Genomic DNA, 23,552 nt, shown 5'->3' with positions numbered 1-23,552 from the left:
TAAGAGGTGACAGCCGAGGAGGGAATACGGACGCCGTTTACGGCGCTGTGCATCTTCCCGGCCCCCGCCCGCGCCGTCGGCCCATCCCCAAGCCGGCGGTCGTCGGCTCCTGTCCACGGTGGACGGGGCCGGAAGCCGTTTTCCAACGTTCCGAGAGGTTGTTCGTGTCGGCCAGCACATCCCGTACGCTCCCGCCGGAGATCGCCGAGTCCGTCTCTGTCATGGCGCTCATTGAGCGGGGAAAGGCTGAGGGGCAGATCGCCGGCGATGACGTGCGTCGGGCCTTCGAAGCTGACCAGATTCCGGCCACTCAGTGGAAGAACGTACTGCGCAGCCTCAACCAGATCCTCGAGGAAGAGGGTGTGACGCTGATGGTCAGTGCCGCGGAGCCCAAGCGCACCCGAAAGAGCGTCGCAGCGAAGAGTCCGGCGAAGCGCACCGCCACCAAGACCGTGGCGGCGAAGACGGTGACCGCCAAGAAGGCCACCGCCACCGCTGCTCCGGCGGTGCCTGTCGCCGACGATCCGGCTGAGGACGCGCCCGCCCAGAAGGCCCCTGCCAAGAAGGCGACCGCCAAGAAGGCTGTCGCAAAGAAGACGGTCGCCAAGAAGACGGCGGCCAAGAAGACCACCGCCAAGAAGGACGACGCCGAGCTGATCGACGACGAGGCGGTCGAGGAGACCCCGGGCAAGCCCGGTGCCGAAGAGCCCACCGAGGACGGCGCCCAGGGCTTTGTGCTGTCCGACGAGGACGAGGACGATGCGCCCGCGCAGCAGGTCGCCGCTGCCGGTGCCACCGCCGACCCCGTCAAGGACTACCTCAAGCAGATCGGTAAGGTCCCGCTCCTCAACGCCGAGCAGGAGGTGGAGCTCGCCAAGCGCATCGAGGCCGGTCTGTTCGCCGAGGACAAGCTGGCCAACGCCGACAAGCTCGCCCCCAAGCTCAAGCGCGAGCTGGAGATCATCGCCGAGGACGGCCGCCGCGCCAAGAACCACCTCCTGGAGGCCAACCTCCGTCTGGTGGTCTCCCTGGCCAAGCGCTACACCGGCCGCGGCATGCTCTTCCTGGACCTCATCCAGGAGGGCAACCTCGGTCTGATCCGCGCGGTCGAGAAGTTCGACTACACCAAGGGCTACAAGTTCTCCACGTACGCCACCTGGTGGATCCGTCAGGCGATCACCCGCGCCATGGCCGACCAGGCCCGCACCATCCGTATCCCGGTGCACATGGTTGAGGTCATCAACAAGCTCGCGCGCGTGCAGCGCCAGATGCTCCAGGACCTGGGCCGCGAGCCCACTCCGGAGGAGCTGGCCAAGGAACTCGACATGACCCCGGAGAAGGTCATCGAGGTCCAGAAGTACGGCCGCGAGCCCATCTCCCTGCACACCCCGCTGGGCGAGGACGGCGACAGCGAGTTCGGTGACCTCATTGAGGACTCCGAGGCCGTCGTTCCGGCCGACGCGGTGAGCTTCACGCTCCTCCAGGAGCAGCTGCACTCCGTTCTCGACACCCTGTCCGAGCGCGAGGCGGGCGTCGTCTCGATGCGCTTCGGTCTCACCGACGGTCAACCGAAGACCCTCGACGAGATCGGCAAGGTGTACGGCGTGACCCGTGAGCGGATCCGCCAGATCGAGTCCAAGACGATGTCGAAGCTGCGTCACCCCTCGCGCTCCCAGGTGCTGCGCGACTACCTCGACTAGGTCTCGGCCATACGTCACCGAGGGCCCGGCTCCCGTGGGGAGCCGGGCCCTTGGCGCGTACGCGGAGTGCGTGCACACGCGTGCTGGATCACTCTGGGTGTTCCATGACCATCCCAGAGTGAGGAGCGCACATGCGCCGTCCCTTTGCCTCAGTGCTGGCCCTCGCGGCCACCGCAGCCGCGATACCGCTGGCGTCCCCCGCCCCGGCGGCTGCGGACAGTGTTGTGATCGGAGGCCTTCCGGTCGAGATCTCCGAGAGCCCGTGGACAGTGGCGCTGTCCAGTCGTGACCGGTTCGGGGGTACGCGCGCAGGGCAGTTCTGCGGAGGAGTGGTGATCAGCCCGTCCCAGGTCCTGACCGCGGCCCACTGCCTGGGCGCGGATGTCCTGGGGGCGCCACCTCGACGGGTGCGCGACCTGAAGGTCATCACGGGCCGCGGGGACCTGCAGTCGAGCGACGGCAAGGAGATTTCCGTACGCGACATATGGGTCAACCCGGGTTACGACGCCCATACGAACGCCCGGGACTTCGGCGTGCTCACGCTCGCCGCCCCGCTTCCCGAGAGCTCGGTCATCCGTATGGCGCCGTCGGGAGACTCCGCGTACGAGCCGGGTACGTCCGCCATGGTCTACGGCTGGGGTGACACGACGGGCGGTGGTGACTACGCCGGCAGTCTCAGGGCCGCGCGCGTGAACGTACTTCCCGATGCCGCCTGTGAGGAGGCCTATCCGGGCACCTCCGACGGCACGTACCAGGCTGCGTCCATGCTGTGCGCCGGGGAGGTCCAGGGCGGGCGGGACGCCTGTCAGGGGGACAGTGGCGGGCCGCTGGTCGCCCAGGGGCGACTCATAGGCCTGGTGTCCTGGGGGAGCGGCTGTGGGCGGGCGGGGAGCCCGGGGGTCTACACGCGGATCTCGGACGTGGTCCGGAGTCTCGGCGGGCGCCGCTGAACGCGCTGTGTCCGGAGGTACGCGGGAGCGGGCTGAACGCTGTGCCCGGGGGCGCGGTGGGGTCGCCGAACGCGACGTCCTGTGCGCGTGGGGCCGCTGAATGCGACGTCCTGGCACACTGCGCGAGCCGCCGGAGGGCTGCGCCCTGACGCGTGGAGGAAACCACTGGGGGAACGTCCCTGACGCGCGCGTGAGGCCGGGACAACGGGGGCATGCGGTACGAGTGCGGGCGGCCACTCTCTGTGTCCAGAGAGTGGCCGCCCGCGCGCCGACCTGTGCCGGCACTCGCTCGTCGTTGATGCGAAGTGTCAGCGTTCTTCGTCGTTGACGCTTGCCGGAACGGACGTCAGTCGCTCCGTCTCGTCCTGTATCTCAGCGGCGATCTTCTTGAGTTCCGGCTCGAACTTGCGACCGTGGTGGGCGCAGAAGAGCAGTTCTCCGCCGCTCAGGAGGACGACGCGCAGATATGCCTGGGCGCCGCAACGGTCGCAGCGGTCAGCGGCCGTCAGCGGGCTCGCGGGGGTCAGAACAGTAGTCACGTCGCCTCTTCTCTAGCTCGACGAGCTGTCGTACCAGGGTCAACATCCAACCAGGCCGAAAACGTTCCCGCTCGTGGCTTTTCCTCGAAAATTTCTCTCCGGGGCGGCTGTCTGCTGCCGGGTGGCGGCGAATGAGCCGTATTGCGTGTCTTCGCGTCTTACGGGTTCGCGCAGTCTGTCAGGGTCAGTCCTCCCGGCTGGGTTGCCGGTTGTTCATGAGGACGTGCCCGGAGCCTAAATGGTTCATGCCTGGAAGGGAACGTGATATGTACTTCACTCCATCGAGGGATCGAACACCCATGCGACTCTGGACTAGTCTGAGTTCATGCGAGGGTGGCGTTACAACGGCTCTACCAGGCCTCGGTACCCTCTGAGCGGCGACCGAAGCCGGGCCCTTACCCAAAAGGGTCCCATCTGAAATTCAGCGAGGAGCGAACCGCGTGACCGCCGAAACGTCCGTGCCGTCCACAGCGCTGCTGACCGGAGCAGACCGGGACGGTTCCAACTACACCGCGCGGCACCTGCTCGTCCTCGAGGGGCTCGAGGCCGTGCGCAAGCGCCCGGGCATGTACATCGGGTCGACCGACAGCCGCGGTCTGATGCACTGCCTCTGGGAGATCATCGACAACTCCGTGGACGAGGCCCTTGGGGGCTACTGCGACCACATCGAAGTGATCCTGCACGACGACGCCTCGGTGGAGGTGCGGGACAACGGCCGCGGCATTCCGGTCGACGTGGAGCCCAAAACCGGCCTTTCCGGTGTTGAGGTCGTGATGACCAAGCTGCACGCCGGCGGTAAGTTCGGCGGCGGCTCGTACGCGGCCTCCGGCGGTCTGCACGGCGTGGGCGCCTCTGTGGTGAACGCGCTCTCCGCCCGCCTGGACATCGAGGTGGACCGCGGCGGCCAGACCCATGCGGTGAGCTTCCGGCGCGGTACTCCGGGGGTGTTCAAGGCGGACGGTCCCGAGGGCGCCTTCGACGCGACCAGCGGGCTGCGCAAGGTCAAGCGGATCCCCAAGACCCGCACCGGCACGCGCGTGCGTTACTGGGCCGACCGCCAGATCTTCCTCAAGGACGCCAAGCTCTCGCTGGAGAACCTGCACCAGCGCGCCCGCCAGACCGCGTTCCTGGTGCCCGGCCTGACCATCGTCGTCCGTGACGAGTACGGGCTCGGCGAGGGCGGCAGCAAGGGCGAGGAGTCCTTCCGCTTCGACGGCGGCATCAGTGAATTCTGCGAGTACCTGGCTACCGACAAGCCCGTCTGCGATGTCCTCCGCTTCTCCGGGCACGGCACCTTCAAGGAGACCGTCCCGGTTCTCGACGACCACGGGCAGATGACGCCGACCGAGGTCACGCGTGAGCTCGGTGTCGATGTCGCGATGCGCTGGGGTACCGGCTACGACACGACCCTGAAGTCGTTCGTGAACATCATCGCCACCCCGAAGGGCGGCACCCACGTCGCGGGCTTCGAGCAGGCCGTCACCAAGACGATGAACGAGGTGCTGCGCGGCAAGAAGCTGCTGCGTGTCGCCGAGGACGACATCGTCAAGGACGACGCTCTGGAGGGCCTGACGGCCGTGGTCACGGTGCGCCTCGCCGAGCCGCAGTTCGAGGGCCAGACCAAGGAGGTCCTCGGCACCTCGGCGGCCCGCCGCATCGTGACGAATGTGCTCTCCAAGGAGCTCAAGGCGTTCCTGACCTCGACGAAGCGGGACGCTGCCGCACAGGCGCGCGTCGTCATGGAGAAGGCCGTCGCCGCCGCCCGTACGCGGATCGCCGCCCGTCAGCACAAGGACGCGCAGCGCAGGAAGACGGCTCTGGAGTCCTCCTCCCTGCCCGCCAAGCTCGCCGACTGCCGTAGTGACGACGTGGAGCGCAGTGAGCTCTTCATCGTCGAGGGCGACTCCGCGCTCGGTACGGCCAAACTCGCCCGGAACTCCGAATTCCAGGCGCTGCTGCCGATTCGCGGCAAGATCCTCAACGTTCAGAAGGCGTCCGTGACGGACATGCTGAAGAACGCCGAGTGCGGCGCGATCATCCAGGTCATAGGAGCCGGGTCGGGACGGACCTTCGACATTGACGCGGCGCGTTACGGGAAGATCATTCTTCTCGTGGACGCCGACGTCGACGGCGCGCACATCCGCATTCTGCTGCTGACGCTGTTCCAGCGGTACATGCGGCCCATGGTCGAGGCGGGGCGGGTGTTCGCGGCTGTGCCGCCGTTGCACCGTATCGAGCTCAGCCAGCCCAAGAAGGGGCAGGACAAGTACATCTACACGTACTCGGACCGTGAGCTGCGGGAGACGCTGCTGGAGCTGGAGCGCAAGAACGTGCGGTACAAGGACTCGATCCAGCGTTACAAGGGTCTGGGCGAGATGGACGCCGATCAGCTGGCCGAGACGACGATGGATCCGCGGTACCGGACTCTGCGCCGGATCAACATCTCCGACCTCGAAGCGTCCGAGCAGGTGTTCGATCTGCTGATGGGGAACGATGTGGCGCCGCGCAAGGAGTTCATCTCCAGCTCGGCGGCTACGTTGGATCGGTCGCGGATCGACGCGTAGGCGCTGCTGCTGGGCCGTGCGGTTCGCAGTCTGCTGGTGGGCGGGTCGGGGCCGTGCCGGTACATCCGCCCCGTCGCCGGTGGCAGATCGGTTGGGCCTCATGGTCCTGCTTGTTGGCAACCACGTAAGCGACGGGGCATGTGATGTACCGGCACGGCCCCTTCCGTGGTCTGGCGACTGCGGGTGCGTGGGGACGTGAGCCAGCATTGCGAGCGGGTGCGGCGGGCGTGCGGCCCCTTGCCCCCAGCCGGGGGGTATGCCATCCACCCGACTGAATCCCATCCAGCCTGTTGCACTCTTCGGCCGGGCGGCGCTGGAGATCTTTCAGCCCGTCCGGCGTTTGAGGACGAGGCCGTCAAGGCAGAAGCAGGGGTCTGGGGGCACAGCCCCCGGGTACGGCTCCGGTAGGGGCGGAGGGGGCGAAGCCCTTGGCCCGGCCACCCGGCGGCGGTGGCCGGAAGGGGGTCTCCACCCGTGGGTGGAGGCTCGGGGCGGTGGGGGATCCACCCACGATCCACCCCGGCTCCGATCTGCCGGCCAGCCGATTTCCGTAGCGTCGAAGGCGTCGACAGCTCGCGCTGCCGGTACCCGCCCTTCCTCGCCCACGGAGGCTGTGATGTCCGGGCTCGTCAATGCCTTGGTGATCTGCGCCGTTGTCGTGCTGGTGATCGCGCGCCAGTCCCGCACCCGCAGGATCAGCACGGACAGGCGCTGGTGGATCGTGCCCGCCGTCCTGGTCTTCATCGCTGTGCGGAAGCCCGGGATGATCGACCCCCACCACCGGACCGAGGCGATCCTCCTGCTCGGCACCGAGCTGCTCATAGGCCTGGCCATCGGGGCCGGCTGGGCATGGACCACGCGGATCTGGGCGGAGCAGGACGGCTCGGTGTGGAACAAGAGCACCAAGGCCAGCGTGGCCGTCTGGATCGTGGGCATAGGCCTGCGCGTGGGCCTGTTCGGCATCGGAGCGCTGCTCGGCGTGCACCAGGACTCGTCCGCTCTGTGCCTCGCGCTCGCCGCGACCCTGCTGGTGCGCTCCGGGCTCCTGGTCTGGCGCTCGCAGTCCTTGAGCCCGGCGATCGGGCAGGGCACAGCATACGGTGACGGCGTGCCCCGGGGCTCGTGGAAGGAGCGCGTGTGACCGAGAACGCCTGGAGGCGCTGGCCCTCCCGCGAGGCACTCTCCCGAGAGGGAGTGCCGATCGCCCGGCGCGCGCTCGCCTGGACCACGCGGGCCATCGCCCTTGGCGCGCTCATCGCGACGACCTTCGCGAACAGCCACCTGCACGCTTGGGGTGCGGCTGCGGGCGTTGTGGGAATCCTCGTGTGCGCGGTCGCCGCGTGGGGCTTCTGGCAGACCACGCTCGAACACCGCCTGCTGCCCTCCCTGGGGCTCCTCGCGCTCTTGCTCGCCATCGCGACCGTGGGGCACGGCATGGGCTTCCGTGTGCCGGCTCTGGTCCTGTGGTGCGGGTGCGCCATCAGCGCCATCGAACGGTTGCCCCTCGCGGCGGCACTGCCCGTCACCTCGGTGGCACTGGGCGCGTACGCGGCGGTCAACAACGATGTGTGGCTGACCACCGTCGCCACGACGGTGGGGCTCGTCCTGGGCGGATACGTGTTGCGCCTGGACGCGGAGGCTCGCGGCAGCGCCCAGCGGCTGCTCACCCAGGAGCGTGCGGCACGCATGGCCGAGGCGGAGTCGGCGGCGCTCGCCGAGCGGACCAGGATCGCCCGGGAGATCCACGATGTGCTGGCCCACAGCCTCTCGGCGCAGCTTGTGCACCTCGAGGCGGCCCGGCTGCTGATCGAGCGGGGCGCGGACCGGGAGACGATTCTCGAACGGGTCGTGGCGGCACGGGGGATGGCCCGAGAGGGGCTCGCGGAGACCCGGCAGGCGCTCTCCGCGCTGCGCGGAGAGATGTCCCCGCTGGAGGACTTCCTCAGCGAGCTCGTCGCCACGGCCGACGGCGCCGACGTCACCGTGACGGGCGAACGGCAGGCGGTCCCCGCCGAGGCCTCGCAGGCAGTACGCAGAGTCGCGCAGGAAGCTCTGACGAACGCGCGCAAGCATGCTCCGGGCGCCAAGGTCCACGTGCGGCTGGACTACGGCGAGCACGAAGTGACGCTGGACGTACGGGACTCGGGCGGGCCGCCGGGCGAACTCAGCGGCTCGGGAGCCGGATACGGTCTGCTGGGCATGCGAGAGCGTGCCGAGTTGCTGGGCGGCTCGTTGGACGCCGGGCCTGACGAGGAGGGGTTCGTGGTGACGCTGAAGGTGCCCGTATGACGGAGACGGGGGAGGCGGGCAGGAAGCCGGCGCGGGTCGTGGTGGCGGACGACCAGACCGTGGTACGCGAGGGCATTGTGATGCTGCTGGGGTTGTTGCCGGGGATCGAGGTCGTCGGAGCGGCCGGCGACGGGGACGAGGCCGTGGAGCTTGTCGCCGAACTCGCTCCGGACGTGGTGTTGATGGACCTGCGCATGCCCCGTTGCGACGGGGTCGAGGCAACTCGGCGCATCCGAGCCGAGCACCCTGGGACGCAGGTCGTCGTGCTCACGACGTACGCGGACGACGAGTCGTTGTTCCCTGCGCTCAGAGCCGGGGCTCGTGGCTATCTGACCAAGGACGCGGGGGGCGACGAGATCGTACGGGCCGTGGAGAGCGTGCTGTCCGGGGACGCGGGGCTCTCGCCGAGCATTCAGCGGCGGCTGCTGGAGCGGCTGTCGGAGCCGAACGCGGAGTCGGCCCCGCTCACGGAGGCGCCGGACGGGCTCACCGCGCGCGAGACCGAGGTGCTCCTGCTGATCGCGGAGGGGCTCAGCAACCAGGAGATCGCCCGCAAGCTGCACGTCTCCACGGCCACCGTGAAGACTCACATCAACAACCTCTTCGCCAAGACGGGACTCAAGGACCGAGCTCAGGCAGTCCGTTACGCCTATGGGAAGGGCCTCGTACGGCCGCCGGAGGACTGAGTCACCTGATGGGGTGAAGAGCACGGGAGAAGAGTCCGGGATCTTCCCGATCTGCCCATCCTTGGGCACACGGCCCAAACGGGCCGCGGACAAGGAGAGTTCGGTGGAGAAGCACGACGGCGGCGACACCGGGAAGGTTCGGTTCGACGACCCCTGGTACGACGCGCTCGCCTCCGGCTGGGGTGAGTTGGACGGCACGGGTGCGCCCGCCCCTGCCGTGCCGGCCGCGCGCCCGGAGCACGAAGGGCGGACGGGCGGGACGGCCGACGTCTATCTGGAGGTGCAGCGCAGCGTGGCCTTCCAGGAAGTGCGCAGCCGGTACCGGAGGTTCGTGGTCCCGGGCGTCGCCCTGTTCTTCACTTGGTATGTGGGCTATGTGGTGACCGCGACGACGGCACCCGGGTTCATGGCCAGGCCCGTCGCCGGTGCTGTGAACGTGGCGCTGCTCGCGGGGCTCGGGCAGTTCCTCACGACCTTCCTGTTCACCTGGGCGTACGCGCGCCATGCGCGGCTGCGCAGGGACCGGGCCGCGCTCGATCTGCGCTGGGACACCCAGGAGCTGACGCGGAACGTCAGAGGTGGTGAGCGGTGACCGGCAACCATCAGACGCTGGCGTTGCTGCTCTTCAGCGCGTTTGTGGCGGTGACGCTGGCGATCACGACATGGGTGAGCCGTAACCGGCACGGTTCGGCGGAGGAGTTCTATGCCGGCGGGCGGTTGTTCTCGCCGATGGAGAATGGTTTTGCCATCTCCGGCGACTACATGTCGGCGGCTTCGTTCCTGGGCGTCACAGGGCTCATCTCGCTCTATGGCTACGACGGGTTGTTGTACGTCGTGGGGTTTCTCGTCGCCTGGCTCGTGGTTCTCTTCCTGGTGGCCGAACTGGTGCGCAACTGCGGACGGTTCACCCTGGCCGACGTGGTCGCGGCCCGGATGAGCGAGCGACCGGTACGCATCGCGGCGGGAACTTCCTCGGTGACCGTGTCCGTTCTGTATCTGGTGGCGCAGATGGTGGGAGCGGGCAGCCTGGTCGCGCTGCTTCTTGGAGGTACGAGCGAGGCCGCGCGGAACTGGACGGTGATCGGCGTCGGCGCGCTCATGGTGATCTATGTGTCGCTGGGAGGGATGCGGGCCACCACATGGATTCAGATCGTCAAGGCGGTGCTGTTGCTGAGCGGCGCGTTGGCGCTGACCGTGCTGGTCCTGGTGCGCTTCCACGGCGACTTCAACGAACTGCTGCGTTCGGCGGCGGAGCGCAGCGGGCATGGTGACGCTTTCCTCGCGCCAGGGCTGAAGTACGGCGGGAGCTGGACCGCGCGCTTCGACTTCATCAGCCTGGGCCTGGCTCTGGTGCTCGGCACGGGCGGGCTGCCGCACATCCTGTCCCGGTTCTACACCGTGCCTACCGCGCGGGCGGCGCGCCGTTCGGTGGTCTGGTCGGTCGGGCTCATCGGGGGCTTCTATCTGATGACGATCGTGCTGGGCTTCGGCGCGGCCGCGCTCGTCGGCCCGGAGGCGGTGCGCGGATCGAACGCGGCAGGGAACACGGCGGTTCCCTTGCTGGCGCTCGATCTGGGCGGCGGGTTGAATTCCACGGGAGGAACGGTTCTCTTCGCGATCGTCGCCGCCATCGCCTTCGCCACCATCCTGGCGGTCGTCGCCGGAATCACCCTCGCGTCCTCGGCGTCCGTGGCCCACGATCTGTACGCGTCGTTGCGTCGTCGGCACGCGAAGCCGCGCAGCGAGGTGGCCGTGGCACGAGCGGCGGCCGTCGGGATCGGCGTCGTCGCGATCGCGCTCGGGCTGCTCGCCCGCGATCTCAACGTGGCCTTCCTGGTGGGTCTCGCCTTCGCGGTCGCCGCGTCCGCGAACCTGCCGGTGCTGCTGTACTCACTGTTCTGGCGGTCCTTCACGACGCGCGGCGCGGTGTGGGCCGTATACGGCGGCCTGGTGCCCGCGCTGGCGCTCGTGCTCCTGTCACCGGTGGTGTCGGGGAGCCCCGAATCGCTGTTCCCGAGTGTGGACTTCCAGTACTTCCCGCTGCAGAACCCGGGCCTCGTCTCGATCCCCCTGGGCTTCCTCGCCGGCTGGCTCGGCACGGTGACGTCCGCGGAGCCGCCGGACGAGGCCAAGCACGCCGAGACCGAGGTGCGCTCGCTCACGGGAGCCGGAGCCGTCTGAGGACGCCCCCAGGGACGTGCGCGGGCAACCGGGCAAACCGCCGCGCACGTATGTCTGGGCCTACGGCGCCACCCACGCATACCGATGCTCCGGCCGCCCCGTGTCTCCGTACTTGAGCGAGAGCCGCAGGCGTCCGGCCTGTTCGAGGTGGCGCAGATACCGCTGGGCGGTGGATCGGCTGAGGCCGGTCTCGGCGGCGACTTCGTGGGCCGAGAGCGGGTGGCTAGCGCGGTGCAATACGTCGCAGATGAGGTCCGTGGTCGGCTCAGAGTGACCGCTGGGCAGCCCCGGTGACGAGGGCGCGGGCGCTGTGCGCAGGGCGCCGAAGATGCGGTCGACCTGCTCCTGGCCCGCCACGCCGCGGCCGCCCACCCGGTCGACGGTACGGCGCAGGGCGGCGTATGAGTCGAGACGGGTGCGCAGGGCTGCGAAGGTGAACGGCTTGACCAGATAGTGCAGGGCGCCCAGGCGCATCGCCGCCTGCACGGTGACCACGTCAGCGGCCGCGGTGATCATGATGACGTCGGTGCCATGGCCGCGTTCGCGCATCCGGTGGACCAGTTCGAGGCCCGTCTGGTCGGGCAGATAGTGGTCGAGCAGCACCAGGTCGATGGGCGCACGCTCGACGGCGGCCATGGCCTGGGCAGCACTGTGCGCGCGGGCGGCCACCCGGAAGCCGGGAACCTTTCCCACGTACTTGGCGTTGATCTCGGCGACGCGGAAGTCGTCGTCCACGACCAGGACGTCAATCATCGGGCCTCTTTCCCTCAAGGCCTGGCGAGCGTTAAGCCCGTGTTTCGGCTCCGCTGTTGTAGCGCGAGCAAAACGAGCACAAAAGGCTGTTGCAAGCAAAAGAACTCCATGCGCCCAGAAGACTGATGCTGTGGCCCGCGCCACATCTACCGTCCCGGGCCATGAGCGCAGACACCAGCCCCGCCATCGAACTGCGGGGCGCGAGCAAGATCTTCAAGACCCCGTCAGGGGGTCTGCACACGGCGGTCAGGGAGCTGGACCTGACCATCGGCAGGGGCGAGTTCGTGGCCGTCGTCGGTCCCACCGGTTGCGGGAAGTCGACCACGCTGACCCTGGTGAGCGGACTGGAAGAGCCCACCGAGGGCGAGGTCCTGGTCGCCGGTGACCCGGTCGCCGGCGTCGGCGACAAGGTCGGCTTCGTCTTCCAGCAGGACGCCACGTTCCCCTGGCGCACGGTCCTGTCCAACGTGATGGCGGGGCCCCGCTTCCGCGGTGTGCCCAAGGCGGAGGCGAAGCGGAAGGCGCGTGAGTGGCTGGCCAGGGTCGGGCTCGCGGCCTTCGAGGACCGCTATCCGCACCAGCTTTCCGGCGGCCAGCGCAAGCGTGTCGCCCTCGCCGCGACCTTCGTCAACGACCCCGAGATCCTGCTGATGGACGAGCCCTTCTCGGCGCTCGACGTGCAGACCAGGGCCCTGATGTCCGACGAACTGCTCGAACTGTGGGAGGGCACGGGCGCCTCCGTCGTCTTCGTCACCCACGACCTGGAGGAGTCCATCGCGCTCGCCGACAAGGTCGTCGTGATGACCGCCGGCCCGGCCACCGTCAAGCACGTCTTCGACATCGATCTACCGCGGCCGCGCAAGGTCGAATCGGTGCGTCTGGAGCCGCGGTTCATCGAGATCTACCGCGAGATCTGGGAGTCCCTCGGCGAAGAGGTCCGCATCACCCGTGAGAGGGGCGCGGCCAATGTCGCCTGACACCATTCCCGAGGCCGTTGTCGCCCTGACGATGACCGAGCCCGACAACAAGGGGCGCGCACACTCCCGCGCCCGTGCCGCCCGCAGACGCAAGGCCATCGTCGCCGCCGCTCGCGCACTGCTCCTGGTAGCCGTGCTCGGCCTGTGGGAGCTGTTCGCGCGGGCCAAGGTCATCGATCCGTTCAACTTCTCGATGCCATCGAAGATCTGGGACCAGATCTACACCTGGGTGATGCACGGGACCGCGCTCGGGTCCTTGGGGGAGCAAGTCTGGTACACGCTCCACGAAGCGCTGCTCGGCTGGGTCATCGGTGTGGTCGCCGGTGTGGTCTTCGGCATCGCTCTGGGGCGGATCGCCTTCCTCGCCGATGTCTTTGGTCCATACATCAAGGTGCTCAACTCAATACCGCGGATCGTCCTCGCGCCCATCTTCGTGATCTGGTTCGGGCTCGGACCGGCCTCCAAGGTGGCGTCGGCCGTGGTGCTCGTCTTCTTCCCGGTCTTCTTCAATGCCTTCCAGGGCGCCCGGGAAGTCGACCGCAACCTGGTGGCGAACGCGCGGATCCTCGGCGCCAGCGATCGCCGGGTGACGCTTCAGGTCGTCATCCCGTCCGCCACTTCGTGGATCTTCACCAGCCTCCATGTCAGCTTCGGCTTCGCGCTCATCGGCGCCATCGTCGGCGAGTACATCGGCGCCACCAAGGGCATCGGCCTGCTCGTCGCGCAGTCGCAGGGCACCTTCAACGCGGCCGGTGTGTACGCCGCGATGGTCATCCTCGCCGTCGTCGCTCTGCTGGCCGAGGGTCTGCTGACCTTCGCCGAGCGCCGCATCTTCCGGTGGAAGCCGTCGGACTCCGACCGCTGATCTCCCGCCGCAGGCACCAACTCTCCTCTCTCACAAGGACGTGACCCACCATGCGCAAGACCGCCAGATACTCCGCGCTGGCAGCCGCCGGTCTGCTCGCCCTCACCTCGCTCACCGCCTGCGCCAACGACGCCGCCAGTACGACGGCCGACTCCGGCAGCAATGGGGATGGCGGCAAGGGTGAACACGTCAAGATCATGGTCGGCGGCCTGGACAAGGTCATCTACCTGCCCGCGATGCTCACGCAGCGGCTCGGCTACTTCCAGGACGAGGGTTTGGATGTCCAACTCCTCAGCGAGCCGGCCGGTGTTCAGGCCGAGACCGCCCTTGTTTCCGGACAGGTGCAAGGAGCCGTCGGCTTCTACGACCACACCCTGGATCTGCAGACCAAGGGCAAGGCCGTCGAGTCCGTCGTGCAGTTCTCCCACGCGCCCGGCGAGGTGGAGATCGTCTCCAACAAGCAGGCGGACGACATCACTTCGCCCAAGGACTTCAAGGGCAAGAAGCTCGGCATCACCGGGCTGGGCTCCTCGACCGACTTCCTCACGAAGTACCTGGCGGTCAAGAACGGTGTGAAGGTCAGTGAGTTCACACCGGTCGCCGTCGGCGCCGGGCCGACGTTCATTTCCGCCCTCCAGAAGGGGGCCATCGACGGCGGCATGACGACGGACCCGACGGTCGCCACGGTCATGCAGAAGAACCTCGGCAAGGTGCTCATCGACATGCGTACGCCGCAGGGGTCGCAGAAGGCGCTCGGCGGCCCCTACCCCTCGTCCAGCCTCTACATGCAGACGGACTGGGTGAATGGCCACAAGGAGACGGTCCAGAAGCTGGCCAACGCCTTTGTGAAGACGCTCAAGTGGATGTCCACGCACAGCGCGTCCGACATCGCCGACAAGATGCCCGCCGACTACTCCCAGGGCAACAAGACGCTCTACGCCGGGGCGATCCAGAGCACGCTGCCGATGTTCACCAAGGACGGCGTGATGCCCAAGGACGGTCCCGAGACGGTCGAGAAGGTCCTCAAGGCGTTCAACCCCAACATCAAGAACGCCGATGTGGATCTGAGCAAGACCTACACCACGGAGTTCGTGCAGAACGCCACCGGCTGAGTCCGCGAGGAAGGCCGGCGACGGCCCTTCGTGAACAAGCCACCGGCTGAGCTCTCCTCGCGCGCGTACGGCTGTGCTCCCCTGACAGCCGTACGCGTGGTGGTGCGCGGCCGCTTTCCCCGCACTGCCGGCCGTGCCCTCAGGCGCGGGTCGCCCAGACGTAGCGATGCTCCGGGCGGCCCGCGTCGCCGTATTTGAGGGTCAGTCTGGCCCTCCCGGTGCGCTCCAGGAGCTTCAGGTAGCGCTGGGCGGTCTGCCTGCTCAGCCCGGTCTTCTCCGCGACCTCCTGAGCCGACAGCGGGCCCTCCGCGTTCACCAGGGCGCGGCGTACCAGCTCCGCGGTGGTGGGGGAGTGGCCCTTGGGCAGATCCGGCTCCGCACTCGCCGACAGGGCGCCGAAGATCCGGTCCACCTCGGACTGTTCGGCCTCGCCGCCGCTGTCGAGGGTGCGGCGCAGATCCGCGTACGCCTCCAGCTTGGCCCGCAGGCCCGCGAAGGCGAACGGCTTCACCAGATACTGGAGCGCGCCCTGCCGCATCGCGGCCTGGACCGTCGAGATGTCACGGGCCGCGGTCACCATGATCACGTCGGTCTGGTGGCCGCGTCGGCGCATCTCCTGGACGACCGCGAGGCCCGTCTCGTCCGGCAGATAGTGGTCCATGAGGACCAGGTCCAGGTGGGGCAGCGCCTCCATCCGGCGCAGCGCCTCGGCCGCGCTGTGCGCCTCGCCCGCGACATGGAAGCCTGGAACCTTCCCCACATACGCGGCGTTGACCCGCGCGACCCGGGTGTCGTCGTCCACGACGAGGACCTCGATCATCGCGACTCCTCCTTGGCGTCCGTGGCGTCCATGGCGGTGGTGGTCTCCGCAGACGGGAACGGTCCCGGCACGAGGTGCGTTTCGGGCTCGGGCACAAGGCCCGCATCAGGTGTCGTCGGACCTTCCGGCCCCGGGGCGAGCCCCGGCTCCGTAAGCGCCTCCGGCAGTACGACCCTGAACTCCGCGCCCCCGCCGTCCGCCTCGGTCACCTCGGCGCTGCCGCCCTGCCGCTCGGCGAGCCGGCGCACCAAGGAGAGGCCGATTCCGCGCTTGCCATGCGCCGGCGGCTTCTTGGTGGTCCATCCGTCGGTGAAGATCAACTCCCGCCGCTCCTCCGGGATGCCGGGCCCGGTGTCCCGTACCCGTAGCACGGCGGTCCGCCCCTCGGCGCGCAATTCGACCTCCACGCGCGCGTGGAGCGTGCCCGCGACGGCGTCGAGCGCGTTGTCGACGAGATTCCCGACGACGGTCACCAGTCCTCTCGGGTCGATCAGCCGATCGGGCAGCAGGGTCCGGTCCGAGATCCACAGGGCCACACCGCGCTCGGCCGCGACGGTCGCCTTGCCGACCAGCAGGGCGGCGAGCAGCGGGTCGTGGATCTTCTCGGTGACCTGTTCCGCGGTCACCCTGTGGTCGCCGACCACCTCTCCGACGAACTCCACGGCGTCGTCGTACATCTCCAGTTCGAGCAGCCCGAGGAGCGTGTGCATGCGGTTGGCGTGCTCGTGGTCCTGGGCGCGAAGTGCGTCGATCAGACCGCGCGTGGAGTCGAGTTCGCGGCCCAGCTGCTCCAGCTCCGTGCGATCGCGCAGGGTGGCGACGGCGCCGCCGTCGTCGGTCGGCATGCGGTTGGCGACCAGGACGCGCTGGCCACGGACGGTGAGCAGGTCGGTGCCGGTGACGCGTCCGGCCAGTACGTCGGTCGTACGCCCCGGACCGAGCGCGTCGTCGAGCGGCTGCCCGATGGCCTCGGCGTCGAGGCCCAGCAGACGTTGCGCCTCGTCGTTGAGGAGGCGTACGCGACCGCCGCGGTCCAGGGCGACGACGCCCTCCCGTATGCCGTGCAACATCGCCTCGCGCTCCGCGAGCAACGCGGAGATGTCGGAGAAGGCCAGGTCACGGGTCTGCCGCTGCACCCTTCGGGAGATCAGATACGCGGCCAGCGCACCGACGGCCATGGCTCCGCCCGCGTACCCGAAGAGCCCCGGGATGGCGTCGATCAGCCGGGCGCGCACGCTGTCGTACTTGATGCCGACCGAGACGGCGCCGATGATGCGGCCGGCGGAGTCGCGCAACGGCACCTTGCCGCGGGCCGAGCGGCCCAGCGTGCCGGTGTCGATCTGCATGACGTCCTTGCCGGCGAGTGCCTGCCTGGGGTCGGTCGAGACCTTCTTGCCGATCTGCTTCGGGTCGGTGTGCGACCAGCGCACGCCCTTCATGTTCATCACCACGACGTACTCGGCTTTGCTGGCCGTCCGAATACGTTCCGCCTCGACCTGCACGGGGCCGTCCACGGACGGCCGGGTCCTCTGGAGGTCCTCGGCGATCTGCGGCTGGACCGCCGTGGTCTGCGCGATCGCGAGTGCCCGGCGCATCGCCTGGTCGTCCAGCTGCGCACTGAGCGGCGCGAGGAACAGCCCGGTGGCGAGCACGGCGACTCCCGCGGCGATCGCCACCTGCATCAGCAGCACCTGCGAGAACACCCGCCGCGGCAGACCGAGGCGCAGTCGTCGTGCGGGGGGAGTGGGGCTCATACCTAGACGGTACGGGGGCGTGCGGGCTCCGCCGTAGGGGTGTGGCGTGGATCTCTCGATCGTCGGGTGTGGGAGCCGTGGCAGAGCTCGGAGGACGCGCAGGCATCGCGTCCGGGCCCAGCGGGAGGTGCGGGCGGCGCGTCGGAGCTCAGCGGGAGGTGCGGGCGTGGCATCGGGAGAGTCGCAATCGACGGGCCGACGGGAAGCCGCCTGGTCCGGGACCCACTGTCAGCAGGGTACGGCGAGCGCCGTCCGCGCCGGCTCCCGTACCGCCACCACGTCCATCCGGGCCGGCGACCCCAGCGCGGAACCGCAGCTCTCCGGGCGGGGCGGCAGCGAGGCGCCTTGCGCGACGATCACGCGCCACAGGCGGCCGTCGGTGTGGGCGACGGTGACTTCCCAGCGCGGGGCGGCGCCATCCGTGCGAACCACGGTCAAGGCATCGGCGGCGTGCTCTCCGGTGGCCGTACGCACGGCCAGCTCGGCCGCCTGGCCCGGCCGCTCCCAGGCGGAGCTCCCGCGGCAGCCCTCGGTGATCACACGCCCCTCCTGGACGCCCTGGAGGACCTCCTTGACGGCGTGGGCCTCGGCGCGCCCGTACGCGTATCCGTACGGCAGGACAAGCAGCGTGGGCGAGAAGCGGTGACCGCCCAGGTGGGTGACCTCCCAGGTGCCCTCCACCCCGGAGGCGGCGAGCTGGGCCGCGAGGGGGCGTCCGAGCAGGGCGCAGCACCGATCGCGCTTGCCGTTGGTGCAGACGAGGGCGAGTGGGCCACCTGTGTGGGGCCGACCCTGGAGGGCCGCGTCGAAGGTATGGGGGTCACCCATGCCGAGCGCGGCGAAGTCGAGGTTGAGCGCCTGCTCCGGGTCGGATGTTGTGGCGCTGTGCAGCCACGCGTTTCCCGGAGTGGTGTGGGCCGCATACACATGGCGCTCGGAGGGCGTACCGCAGTCGGCGTGCCGTCCGGGTCGGCGGATGAGTGCGATCCGTACGCCGGTGCCCTCCGCGGCCGCTTCGAGAGCGCGGCCGAGCACGGGGTCCAGGTGGCTCGAAGTAAGCGCCTTGGCACCCCAGGGGCCGGGCTGCTCGATCAGCAGCCAGGTCCTCGCGGTGGCTGCGGTCCCCGCGAAGGGCTCGTCGAGGTGCCGCGACGCGGTCGTGCACATACTCACAGAGGTGAGCCTAACCTGACTTGGGCCGGGGTGACTTCCAGCCGTGCAGACGGGGGCGCGTTTGGGGCGCTCTGGGCGCGCAACAGGGCGTGGGGGCGCTCACCCGGGGAGCGCTGACTGTGCCTGCGCCCCCTGGGCGACCGCCTCAGCCGGGCAGCGGCTGCGGTGGGCGCGCGCCCACGTACCGACCGCTGGGGCGCATGCGCAGCGGGTGCTCCTCGTACTCCTCCAAGGTGTGGGCGATCCAGCCCGCCGTACGGGCGATGGCGAAGACCGTCTCGCCCGCGGAGGCCGGCATGCCGGAAGAGACGGTGAGGACGGCCAGGGCCAGGTCGACGTTGGCGTGCAGGGGTGTGTGGCGGGCGGTGGTGGTGACGATGTCGTGGGCCGCCGCCAAGGCGGGCGCCGCGCCGGGGACGTCCTCCAGGAGGGCGAACAAGGCACGCGCGCGTGGATCCTCGCCCGGGTAGAGCCGGTGGCCGAGCCCCGGGACGCGGCGTCCGGCGCGCAGCTCGTCCGCGACCACGGGAGCCGCGGTGCCGCGGTCCAGCACGTCGAGGAGCAGCCGGTGCGCGAGACCGCTGGCCGCGCCGTGCAGCGGGCCTTCGAGCACGCCGAGACCCGCCGACACGGCGGCGTACGCGTGGGCCCGGGCCGACGCGGCGACCCGGACCGCGAGCGTCGAGGCGGCCAGGTCGTGGTCGACAAGCAGCCCAAGTGCCGTGTCCAGCACGCGCAGTGACGCTTCGTCGGGCGTACGTCCGGTGAGCCGCGCCCAGAGGCGGTGGGCCAGTGGGCCCTCGTCGCGGTGGTCGTGTCTCACGGCCGGCAGTGCGGTGACGAGCGTGGGGATGAGGGTGCGTCCCGTGCCGAGGACGGCGTCCTCGGAGAGGTCGAAGCGCAGCGGGTCGGCGGTCGCCGCGGCGATCGTGGCGACGCGCAGCCGGTCCGTCGGGCCGCTGTGCTCGGGCAGCGCGTCGACCGCGCGGCGGGCGACGGCGACGGACGCCTCCGGGGCGGTGAACCTGACGCCGGGGCGCAGTTCTCCGGTCCACAGCCATTCGGTGATCTCTTCGTAGGAGTACCGCGCGGCAAGCTCGGTCGCGTCGACGCCGCGGAAGTAGTACCGGTCCTTGTCGATCAGGGTGATGCCGGTACGGACCGAGAGTTCGCCGCCGGTACTCGAACTCCCGCCGGTCTCCCGCCTGTTGCGCCGCGCGAGCGCCTCCACCTCCTTGGCATTGAACGTGCTCCCACGCCCTCCGGGTTCGCGACGGCTGCTGAGCTGACCGCGGCTCACATACGCGTACACGGTCTCGGGCTTCACGCCGAGCAGCTCGGCGGTCTCCTTGGTGCTGAGCCGTCGGCCCTCGTGCCCTGGCGCTGCCGCTTCTCGATCCCTCATGGCGTCACCGTATCCATGTATCGGCCTATTGATTTAATCAATATTGACAAGAATTGAGTCAAGCATGGACAGTCAAATCAAGTCCAGGGAGGAAACATGCCGATCAACCGGGCCGCGTCCACCTCTGTCGATGTACCGCGAGGACTCGCGGGCGTCGTCGTCACCGACACCGAACTGGGTGACGTGAGAGGGCTGGAGGGCTTCTATCACTACCGCCAGTACTCAGCCGTCGAACTCGCGCAGACCCGCGGCTTCGAGGACGTCTGGCATCTGCTGGTCCACGGTGAACTGCCCGACGCGGCTCAGCGCGCCGCCTTCACCACGCGGACCGCGGCGCTGCGCGGGCTGCCGGGCGAGGTGCGGGCCGCGCTGCCCGCGATCGCTGCGGCGACGGGGCTGTCGGGGCCGCTCGCCGGACTGCGCACGGCGCTCTCGCTGCTCGGTGCCTCGTTGGGGTTCCGGCCGGTGTACGACATTGACGCCGACCGGCGTCGAGCGGACACCCTGGCGGCGTCCGCGGCCGTACCGACGTTGCTCACCGCGCTGTACCGGCTCGGGCAGGGGCTGGAGCCGGTGGAGCCGCGTGACGACCTCGCGTACGCGGCCAACTATCTGTACATGTTGACGGGTTCGGAGCCGGATGCCGCGCGCGCCCGGGCGGTCGAGCGGTACTTGATATCGACCATTGATCACGGATTCAATGCATCAACGTTCACGGCTCGGGTGATCACTTCGACGGGCGCGGATGTGGCGGCGTGCCTCGTGGGCGCGGTCGGTGCCCTCTCGGGGCCTCTCCACGGCGGCGCCCCCAGCCGTGCCCTCGATACCCTGGACGCGATCGGCGCCCCCGACCGCATCGACCCGTGGATCCGCGAACGTGTCCTCGCCGGCGATCGCATCATGGGCTTCGGTCACCCCATCTACCGCACGGAAGACCCCCGTTCGCGCATGCTCCGCGGTATCGCGCAACAGTTCGGCGGTCCACTGGTCGACTTCGCCGTCGAGGTCGAGCGCCAGGTGGAAGCGATACTGGCCGAGCTCAAGCCCGGCCGCGAGCTGCACACGAACGTGGAGTTCTACGCCGGTGTGGTCATGGAACTCTGCGGCCTGCCCCGCGAGATGTTCACCCCCACCTTCGCCGCCGCCCGCGTCGTCGGCTGGAGCGCCAACATCCTGGAACAGGCGGAGGACTCGAAGATCATTCGGCCGGTGGCTCGGTATGTGGGGCCGGGGGCGCCGGTGGCAGTGCCGGGGGTGGCCTGACCGGAGGGTGCACGCCGTGGGCCGGGGAGGCCGACACCTGCCGCGCCCTCACGTGGAGGGTGGGTGCGCGCGGCGGTCCAGATCGGCGAGAGCCTGCTCGAAGAAGTGGAAAACGCGCCCTTCGTCGCTCTCGCGCGGCAGCTGACTCTTACGGTCTTTGGTGGCCTCCCAGTAGCGGCGGAAGATGGGGCTGCGCAGCATGCTGTGGGCGTTGACCAGCAGCTCCGTCTCCGAAAAGCTTCCCCAGCTCTGGGCGAGCACGAAGTGATTGAAGGTTAAATTGGCGAAGAGCATCTGACGGCGCCCGGAGTCGGATTCGCCGGGGAAGACGTTCCAGACGTCGGCCAGTGCGCTGTCGGTCATGGCCATCTGCGTCAGCTGCATGTGCAGACTTCGCATGTCGGAGGCGGCGCTCCGCCGCAACTCGTCGCGGGATGCGGCGAGTTCCTCACGTTGTAGGGAGAGCTCCTGTCTCTGCAGCCGAAGTTCGCGCTGCTGGTACAGCAGTGCGACGACGAGCAGGAGCAGTGCGAGTCCGGAGAAGACGGCACTGACCCCGCCGAAATACTGCCCGAGGGCGCTGCGCTCCGCGGCTGTCCGCCGGTCAGAGTTGAGCTGTTCGACTCCGTCTATGAGCCAGCCGCTCATGGCAATGGAAGCGGCTCCTACCAGGGCGATCCCAGCAGCCCCGGCGCTCAGCCACGCGAGTGACGAAAACACTGAGCGCCGTATCCGACCAGGCGTCATCCAGCCCTCCCCCTGAGGTCCCGCGTCATTGCTTCCCCCTGTGAGGGGCGGAAAACGGGAGCCTTGGAGCAAGGGGTGCGGATCAGCCTGTGCGCGCGGAGATTAGGTGTCCGGGATGTCGGCTTTGGCTCGAGTCAACGTCTCACGGCTGATGATGACGATGCGATCGCGGTCGGCGAGTGCGACATCGTCGGGCAGCTGGCCTCGGAGTTGGGCGGTGGCTTCGGTGCCGATGACGGCGAAGTTCCCGTCGCTGAGAAGGAAGATGTCGGGGCAGGTCTCGCCCAGGAGGCTGCCGCGTTCACGTGGAGATGCGCCTATGCGACACAAAATCTTCAAAGAGGTGCCTCTTCCTGTGAGTTGAAGCTGATTTGCGGTGGTGCAGATTAACGTATTGCGTTCTCGGGCGCGGTCCGTTCCCGTGGGGGCTTCCGGCGATTTCGGACGTCGAGGTTCGCTTGCTCGAGAGGCATGGCTGACCTGCGAGCTTGTGCTGCCTGCTGATCGCTTCACGAGGAGTGACATGGCGGCGCGGCGGCTCGCGCCGAACGAGGAGGAGGTAGGCGCCGCAGAGGCGGCGGCCCGGACGCGGGTGGTCCACGGCGGCGTCGGGCGGTGGCGGCGTGTGCGGCGCCCCGGCGGCGTAGCACGTGAGGCCCGGAACCGGTCTGGCGCCGGGCCTGATGAAGTGTGCCGCCAAGCAAGGACCGGGTAGTGCGCTGCTCGGTCGGGGTCGGCCCCGGGCGCGCAGATGGCGTGCGGTGGGGGCGTATCGCAGAGCGAACGGGTGGACTCGCTGTCCGACGAGCTCAGGCGTCGGGAATTTCGGCCTTGGCGCGAACCAAGGTCTCCCGGCTGACGATGACGATGCGTTCGTAGGGGGCCCGTGCGGCGTCGGCGGGCAGTTCGTTGTCGAGCGTGGCGGTGGCTTCGGTCCCGATAACGGCGAAATTGCCGTCGCTGAGTTCGAAGATGTCGGGGCAGGTCTCGCCTGTCACGCTGCCGCGTTCACGGGGAGATGCACCGATGCGGCGCACAATCTTCAAAGGTGATCCCGGTCCTCAGAGCAGTAGGAGATGGGGGCGGGCTCAGATTACCTCCTGATGCCTGTGGTGCGATCGGAGAAGCTCTAGCCCAACTGGGCTTACTTCAAAGGAGGTTCGCTGACCGCCGCAGCGCTTATTCCGAGGGCAGTTCACCCACCACCCACCACTCTTCCGTGTCCGCCTCTGCCAGATCGCAGACAAGACCATCCACCATTCGGCCCACACGCGCTTCGTCCGACGACTGGTCGAGGCTGTCCCGGTGGTGTCGGGTCGCCTCCCAGTAGTCGCGGAAGACCCCGCTCTGGCAGAGCACCCGAAGGTGGCCGTGCAGCTCGTGCCAGTTGACGTTGCCGGCGCGGTAGGTCTGCAGGGCATTCGTGTACAGGGCGTTGGCGAAGAGGTATTGGCGGCGCAGCCTGGTGTGCTCCTCCGCAGGCTCGCCGCTGAGATCGACGGTGCTCATCACGGCGGCCAGCTCAGGGTCGTCCATGGCCTTGCTCAACAGCTGGAAGTGCCTACGTTGCTGCTCCACCCGCAATCGCTGTTCGTTGTACTTGCGCTGCTGTGCGGTGAGGAGTGCGAGAGCTCCTGCTGTGAAGGCGAGTCCCGCCGCGGCGGCGGAACCCCACCCCCGTACCCCAAAATTCCGTGTGGCCATGTCAACCCCCGAATCAGGCGACCGTCCGCCGGTCGTCGGATGTGGGGCGACAGGGAGCGGACCGGCGAGC

General features: G+C 68.9%; 22 protein-coding genes. 12 read left to right on the top strand and 10 right to left on the bottom strand.

What is annotated here, in order from left to right:
- Positions 1 to 164 precede the first annotated feature (164 nt).
- Positions 165 to 1,700, top strand: coding sequence for an RNA polymerase sigma factor (locus ACZ4RZ_RS42835; RefSeq protein WP_467752973.1), 1,536 nt, complete (start codon positions 165 to 167; stop codon positions 1,698 to 1,700).
- A gap of 131 nt (positions 1,701 to 1,831) precedes the next feature.
- Positions 1,832 to 2,650: a serine protease gene (locus ACZ4RZ_RS42830; RefSeq protein ID WP_467752972.1), complete on the top strand. Its 819-nt coding sequence runs from the start codon at positions 1,832 to 1,834 to the stop codon at positions 2,648 to 2,650.
- A gap of 308 nt (positions 2,651 to 2,958) precedes the next feature.
- Here the strand turns inward: ACZ4RZ_RS42830 and ACZ4RZ_RS42825 are convergent, their stop codons facing one another.
- Complete coding sequence (locus tag ACZ4RZ_RS42825) at positions 2,959 to 3,189, bottom strand: DUF7455 domain-containing protein (RefSeq protein WP_327432225.1); 231 nt, start codon at positions 3,187 to 3,189, stop codon at positions 2,959 to 2,961.
- Positions 3,190 to 3,629: 440 nt separating this feature from the next.
- Here ACZ4RZ_RS42825 and ACZ4RZ_RS42820 point away from each other — a divergent pair, with 440 nt between their 5' ends.
- The 6 genes from ACZ4RZ_RS42820 to ACZ4RZ_RS42795 all read left to right on the top strand — a co-directional run bounded on the left by ACZ4RZ_RS42820 (position 3,630) and on the right by ACZ4RZ_RS42795 (position 10,909).
- The gene (locus ACZ4RZ_RS42820) at positions 3,630 to 5,753 is read left to right on the top strand and encodes a DNA gyrase/topoisomerase IV subunit B (RefSeq protein WP_467752971.1); all 2,124 of its coding nucleotides are present in this window, start codon (positions 3,630 to 3,632) and stop codon (positions 5,751 to 5,753) included.
- Positions 5,754 to 6,369: 616 nt separating this feature from the next.
- Positions 6,370 to 6,894: a DUF1453 domain-containing protein gene (locus ACZ4RZ_RS42815; protein ID WP_467752970.1), complete on the top strand. Its 525-nt coding sequence runs from the start codon at positions 6,370 to 6,372 to the stop codon at positions 6,892 to 6,894.
- On the top strand, positions 6,891 to 8,042 hold the full coding sequence (locus tag ACZ4RZ_RS42810) for a sensor histidine kinase (protein ID WP_467752969.1): 1,152 nt from the start codon (positions 6,891 to 6,893) through the stop codon (positions 8,040 to 8,042). The genes ACZ4RZ_RS42815 and ACZ4RZ_RS42810 overlap by 4 nt, the downstream gene beginning before the upstream one ends.
- Positions 8,039 to 8,728 (top strand): response regulator transcription factor, encoded by a 690-nt coding sequence (locus ACZ4RZ_RS42805; RefSeq protein ID WP_467752968.1) that lies wholly within the window; start codon positions 8,039 to 8,041, stop codon positions 8,726 to 8,728. The genes ACZ4RZ_RS42810 and ACZ4RZ_RS42805 overlap by 4 nt, the downstream gene beginning before the upstream one ends.
- 103 nt (positions 8,729 to 8,831) lie before the next feature.
- Positions 8,832 to 9,320 carry a DUF485 domain-containing protein gene (locus ACZ4RZ_RS42800; protein WP_467752967.1) on the top strand — a complete coding sequence of 163 codons (489 nt, stop codon included), beginning with the start codon at positions 8,832 to 8,834 and terminating at the stop codon, positions 9,318 to 9,320.
- A complete protein-coding gene (locus ACZ4RZ_RS42795; RefSeq protein ID WP_467752966.1) occupies positions 9,317 to 10,909 on the top strand; it encodes a solute symporter family protein in 1,593 nt (530 codons plus the stop codon). The genes ACZ4RZ_RS42800 and ACZ4RZ_RS42795 overlap by 4 nt, the downstream gene beginning before the upstream one ends.
- Positions 10,910 to 10,969: 60 nt before the next feature.
- Here the strand turns inward: ACZ4RZ_RS42795 and ACZ4RZ_RS42790 are convergent, their stop codons facing one another.
- Complete coding sequence (locus ACZ4RZ_RS42790; RefSeq protein ID WP_467752965.1) at positions 10,970 to 11,662, bottom strand: response regulator; 693 nt, start codon at positions 11,660 to 11,662, stop codon at positions 10,970 to 10,972.
- Between the two features lie 161 nt (positions 11,663 to 11,823).
- Between ACZ4RZ_RS42790 and ACZ4RZ_RS42785 the strand changes: the two genes are divergently transcribed.
- From ACZ4RZ_RS42785 to ACZ4RZ_RS42775, 3 genes are read left to right on the top strand one after another with little or no spacing between them, the layout of a single operon-like run.
- The gene (locus ACZ4RZ_RS42785) at positions 11,824 to 12,639 is read left to right on the top strand and encodes an ABC transporter ATP-binding protein (RefSeq protein ID WP_467752964.1); all 816 of its coding nucleotides are present in this window, start codon (positions 11,824 to 11,826) and stop codon (positions 12,637 to 12,639) included.
- Positions 12,629 to 13,504 (top strand): ABC transporter permease, encoded by an 876-nt coding sequence (locus tag ACZ4RZ_RS42780; protein ID WP_467752963.1) that lies wholly within the window; start codon positions 12,629 to 12,631, stop codon positions 13,502 to 13,504. Before ACZ4RZ_RS42785 ends, ACZ4RZ_RS42780 begins: the two co-directional genes overlap by 11 nt.
- A 50-nt stretch (positions 13,505 to 13,554) precedes the next feature.
- On the top strand, positions 13,555 to 14,616 hold the full coding sequence (locus ACZ4RZ_RS42775) for an ABC transporter substrate-binding protein (RefSeq protein ID WP_467752962.1): 1,062 nt from the start codon (positions 13,555 to 13,557) through the stop codon (positions 14,614 to 14,616).
- A 139-nt stretch (positions 14,617 to 14,755) separates the two neighbouring features.
- Here the strand turns inward: ACZ4RZ_RS42775 and ACZ4RZ_RS42770 are convergent, their stop codons facing one another.
- The 4 genes from ACZ4RZ_RS42770 to ACZ4RZ_RS42755 form a co-directional block, all read right to left on the bottom strand.
- A complete protein-coding gene (locus tag ACZ4RZ_RS42770) occupies positions 14,756 to 15,436 on the bottom strand; it encodes a response regulator (RefSeq protein ID WP_467752961.1) in 681 nt (226 codons plus the stop codon).
- Positions 15,433 to 17,190, bottom strand: a complete 1,758-nt coding sequence (locus tag ACZ4RZ_RS42765) for an ATP-binding protein (protein WP_467752960.1) — start codon at positions 17,188 to 17,190, stop codon at positions 15,433 to 15,435. The genes ACZ4RZ_RS42770 and ACZ4RZ_RS42765 overlap by 4 nt, the downstream gene beginning before the upstream one ends.
- A gap of 228 nt (positions 17,191 to 17,418) precedes the next feature.
- Complete coding sequence (locus ACZ4RZ_RS42760; RefSeq protein ID WP_467752959.1) at positions 17,419 to 18,363, bottom strand: sucrase ferredoxin; 945 nt, start codon at positions 18,361 to 18,363, stop codon at positions 17,419 to 17,421.
- Between the two features lie 145 nt (positions 18,364 to 18,508).
- Complete coding sequence (locus ACZ4RZ_RS42755; protein ID WP_467752958.1) at positions 18,509 to 19,768, bottom strand: citrate synthase; 1,260 nt, start codon at positions 19,766 to 19,768, stop codon at positions 18,509 to 18,511.
- Positions 19,769 to 19,864: 96 nt separating this feature from the next.
- Here ACZ4RZ_RS42755 and ACZ4RZ_RS42750 point away from each other — a divergent pair, with 96 nt between their 5' ends.
- Positions 19,865 to 21,031 carry a citrate synthase gene (locus tag ACZ4RZ_RS42750; RefSeq protein WP_467752957.1) on the top strand — a complete coding sequence of 389 codons (1,167 nt, stop codon included), beginning with the start codon at positions 19,865 to 19,867 and terminating at the stop codon, positions 21,029 to 21,031.
- A gap of 48 nt (positions 21,032 to 21,079) precedes the next feature.
- Here the strand turns inward: ACZ4RZ_RS42750 and ACZ4RZ_RS42745 are convergent, their stop codons facing one another.
- The 4 genes from ACZ4RZ_RS42745 to ACZ4RZ_RS42730 form a co-directional block, all read right to left on the bottom strand.
- Positions 21,080 to 21,679 (bottom strand): DUF6082 family protein, encoded by a 600-nt coding sequence (locus ACZ4RZ_RS42745; protein ID WP_467752956.1) that lies wholly within the window; start codon positions 21,677 to 21,679, stop codon positions 21,080 to 21,082.
- A 201-nt stretch (positions 21,680 to 21,880) separates the two neighbouring features.
- A complete protein-coding gene (locus ACZ4RZ_RS42740) occupies positions 21,881 to 22,117 on the bottom strand; it encodes a hypothetical protein (RefSeq protein WP_467752955.1) in 237 nt (78 codons plus the stop codon).
- A gap of 470 nt (positions 22,118 to 22,587) precedes the next feature.
- Positions 22,588 to 22,824 (bottom strand): hypothetical protein, encoded by a 237-nt coding sequence (locus tag ACZ4RZ_RS42735; RefSeq protein WP_388877140.1) that lies wholly within the window; start codon positions 22,822 to 22,824, stop codon positions 22,588 to 22,590.
- Between the two features lie 133 nt (positions 22,825 to 22,957).
- Complete coding sequence (locus ACZ4RZ_RS42730) at positions 22,958 to 23,482, bottom strand: DUF6082 family protein (protein WP_467752954.1); 525 nt, start codon at positions 23,480 to 23,482, stop codon at positions 22,958 to 22,960.
- Positions 23,483 to 23,552: the final 70 nt, after the last annotated feature.

This window comes from Streptomyces sp. NPDC027189 (genome assembly GCF_055566975.1).
The sequence above is the reverse complement of the archived record's forward strand: the minus strand, read 5'-3'. Positions and strand labels throughout refer to the sequence as shown.

Excerpts from the sequence above, each read along its gene's own strand:
- ACZ4RZ_RS42815 (WP_467752970.1), top strand. The coding sequence starts at position 6,370 with ATGTCCGGGCTCGTCAATGCCTTGGTGATCTGCGCCGTTGTCGTGCTG.
- ACZ4RZ_RS42750 (WP_467752957.1), top strand. The coding sequence starts at position 19,865 with ATGCCGATCAACCGGGCCGCGTCCACCTCTGTCGATGTACCGCGAGGA.
- ACZ4RZ_RS42805 (WP_467752968.1), top strand. The coding sequence starts at position 8,039 with ATGACGGAGACGGGGGAGGCGGGCAGGAAGCCGGCGCGGGTCGTGGTG.
- ACZ4RZ_RS42775 (WP_467752962.1), top strand. The coding sequence starts at position 13,555 with ATGCGCAAGACCGCCAGATACTCCGCGCTGGCAGCCGCCGGTCTGCTC.
- ACZ4RZ_RS42745 (WP_467752956.1), bottom strand. The coding sequence starts at position 21,679 with ATGAGCGGCTGGCTCATAGACGGAGTCGAACAGCTCAACTCTGACCGG.
- ACZ4RZ_RS42790 (WP_467752965.1), bottom strand. The coding sequence starts at position 11,662 with ATGATTGACGTCCTGGTCGTGGACGACGACTTCCGCGTCGCCGAGATC.
- ACZ4RZ_RS42785 (WP_467752964.1), top strand. The coding sequence starts at position 11,824 with ATGAGCGCAGACACCAGCCCCGCCATCGAACTGCGGGGCGCGAGCAAG.
- ACZ4RZ_RS42830 (WP_467752972.1), top strand. The coding sequence starts at position 1,832 with ATGCGCCGTCCCTTTGCCTCAGTGCTGGCCCTCGCGGCCACCGCAGCC.
- ACZ4RZ_RS42780 (WP_467752963.1), top strand. The coding sequence starts at position 12,629 with ATGTCGCCTGACACCATTCCCGAGGCCGTTGTCGCCCTGACGATGACC.
- ACZ4RZ_RS42730 (WP_467752954.1), bottom strand. The coding sequence starts at position 23,482 with ATGGCCACACGGAATTTTGGGGTACGGGGGTGGGGTTCCGCCGCCGCG.
- ACZ4RZ_RS42765 (WP_467752960.1), bottom strand. The coding sequence starts at position 17,190 with ATGAGCCCCACTCCCCCCGCACGACGACTGCGCCTCGGTCTGCCGCGG.
- ACZ4RZ_RS42770 (WP_467752961.1), bottom strand. The coding sequence starts at position 15,436 with ATGATCGAGGTCCTCGTCGTGGACGACGACACCCGGGTCGCGCGGGTC.
- ACZ4RZ_RS42755 (WP_467752958.1), bottom strand. The coding sequence starts at position 19,768 with ATGAGGGATCGAGAAGCGGCAGCGCCAGGGCACGAGGGCCGACGGCTC.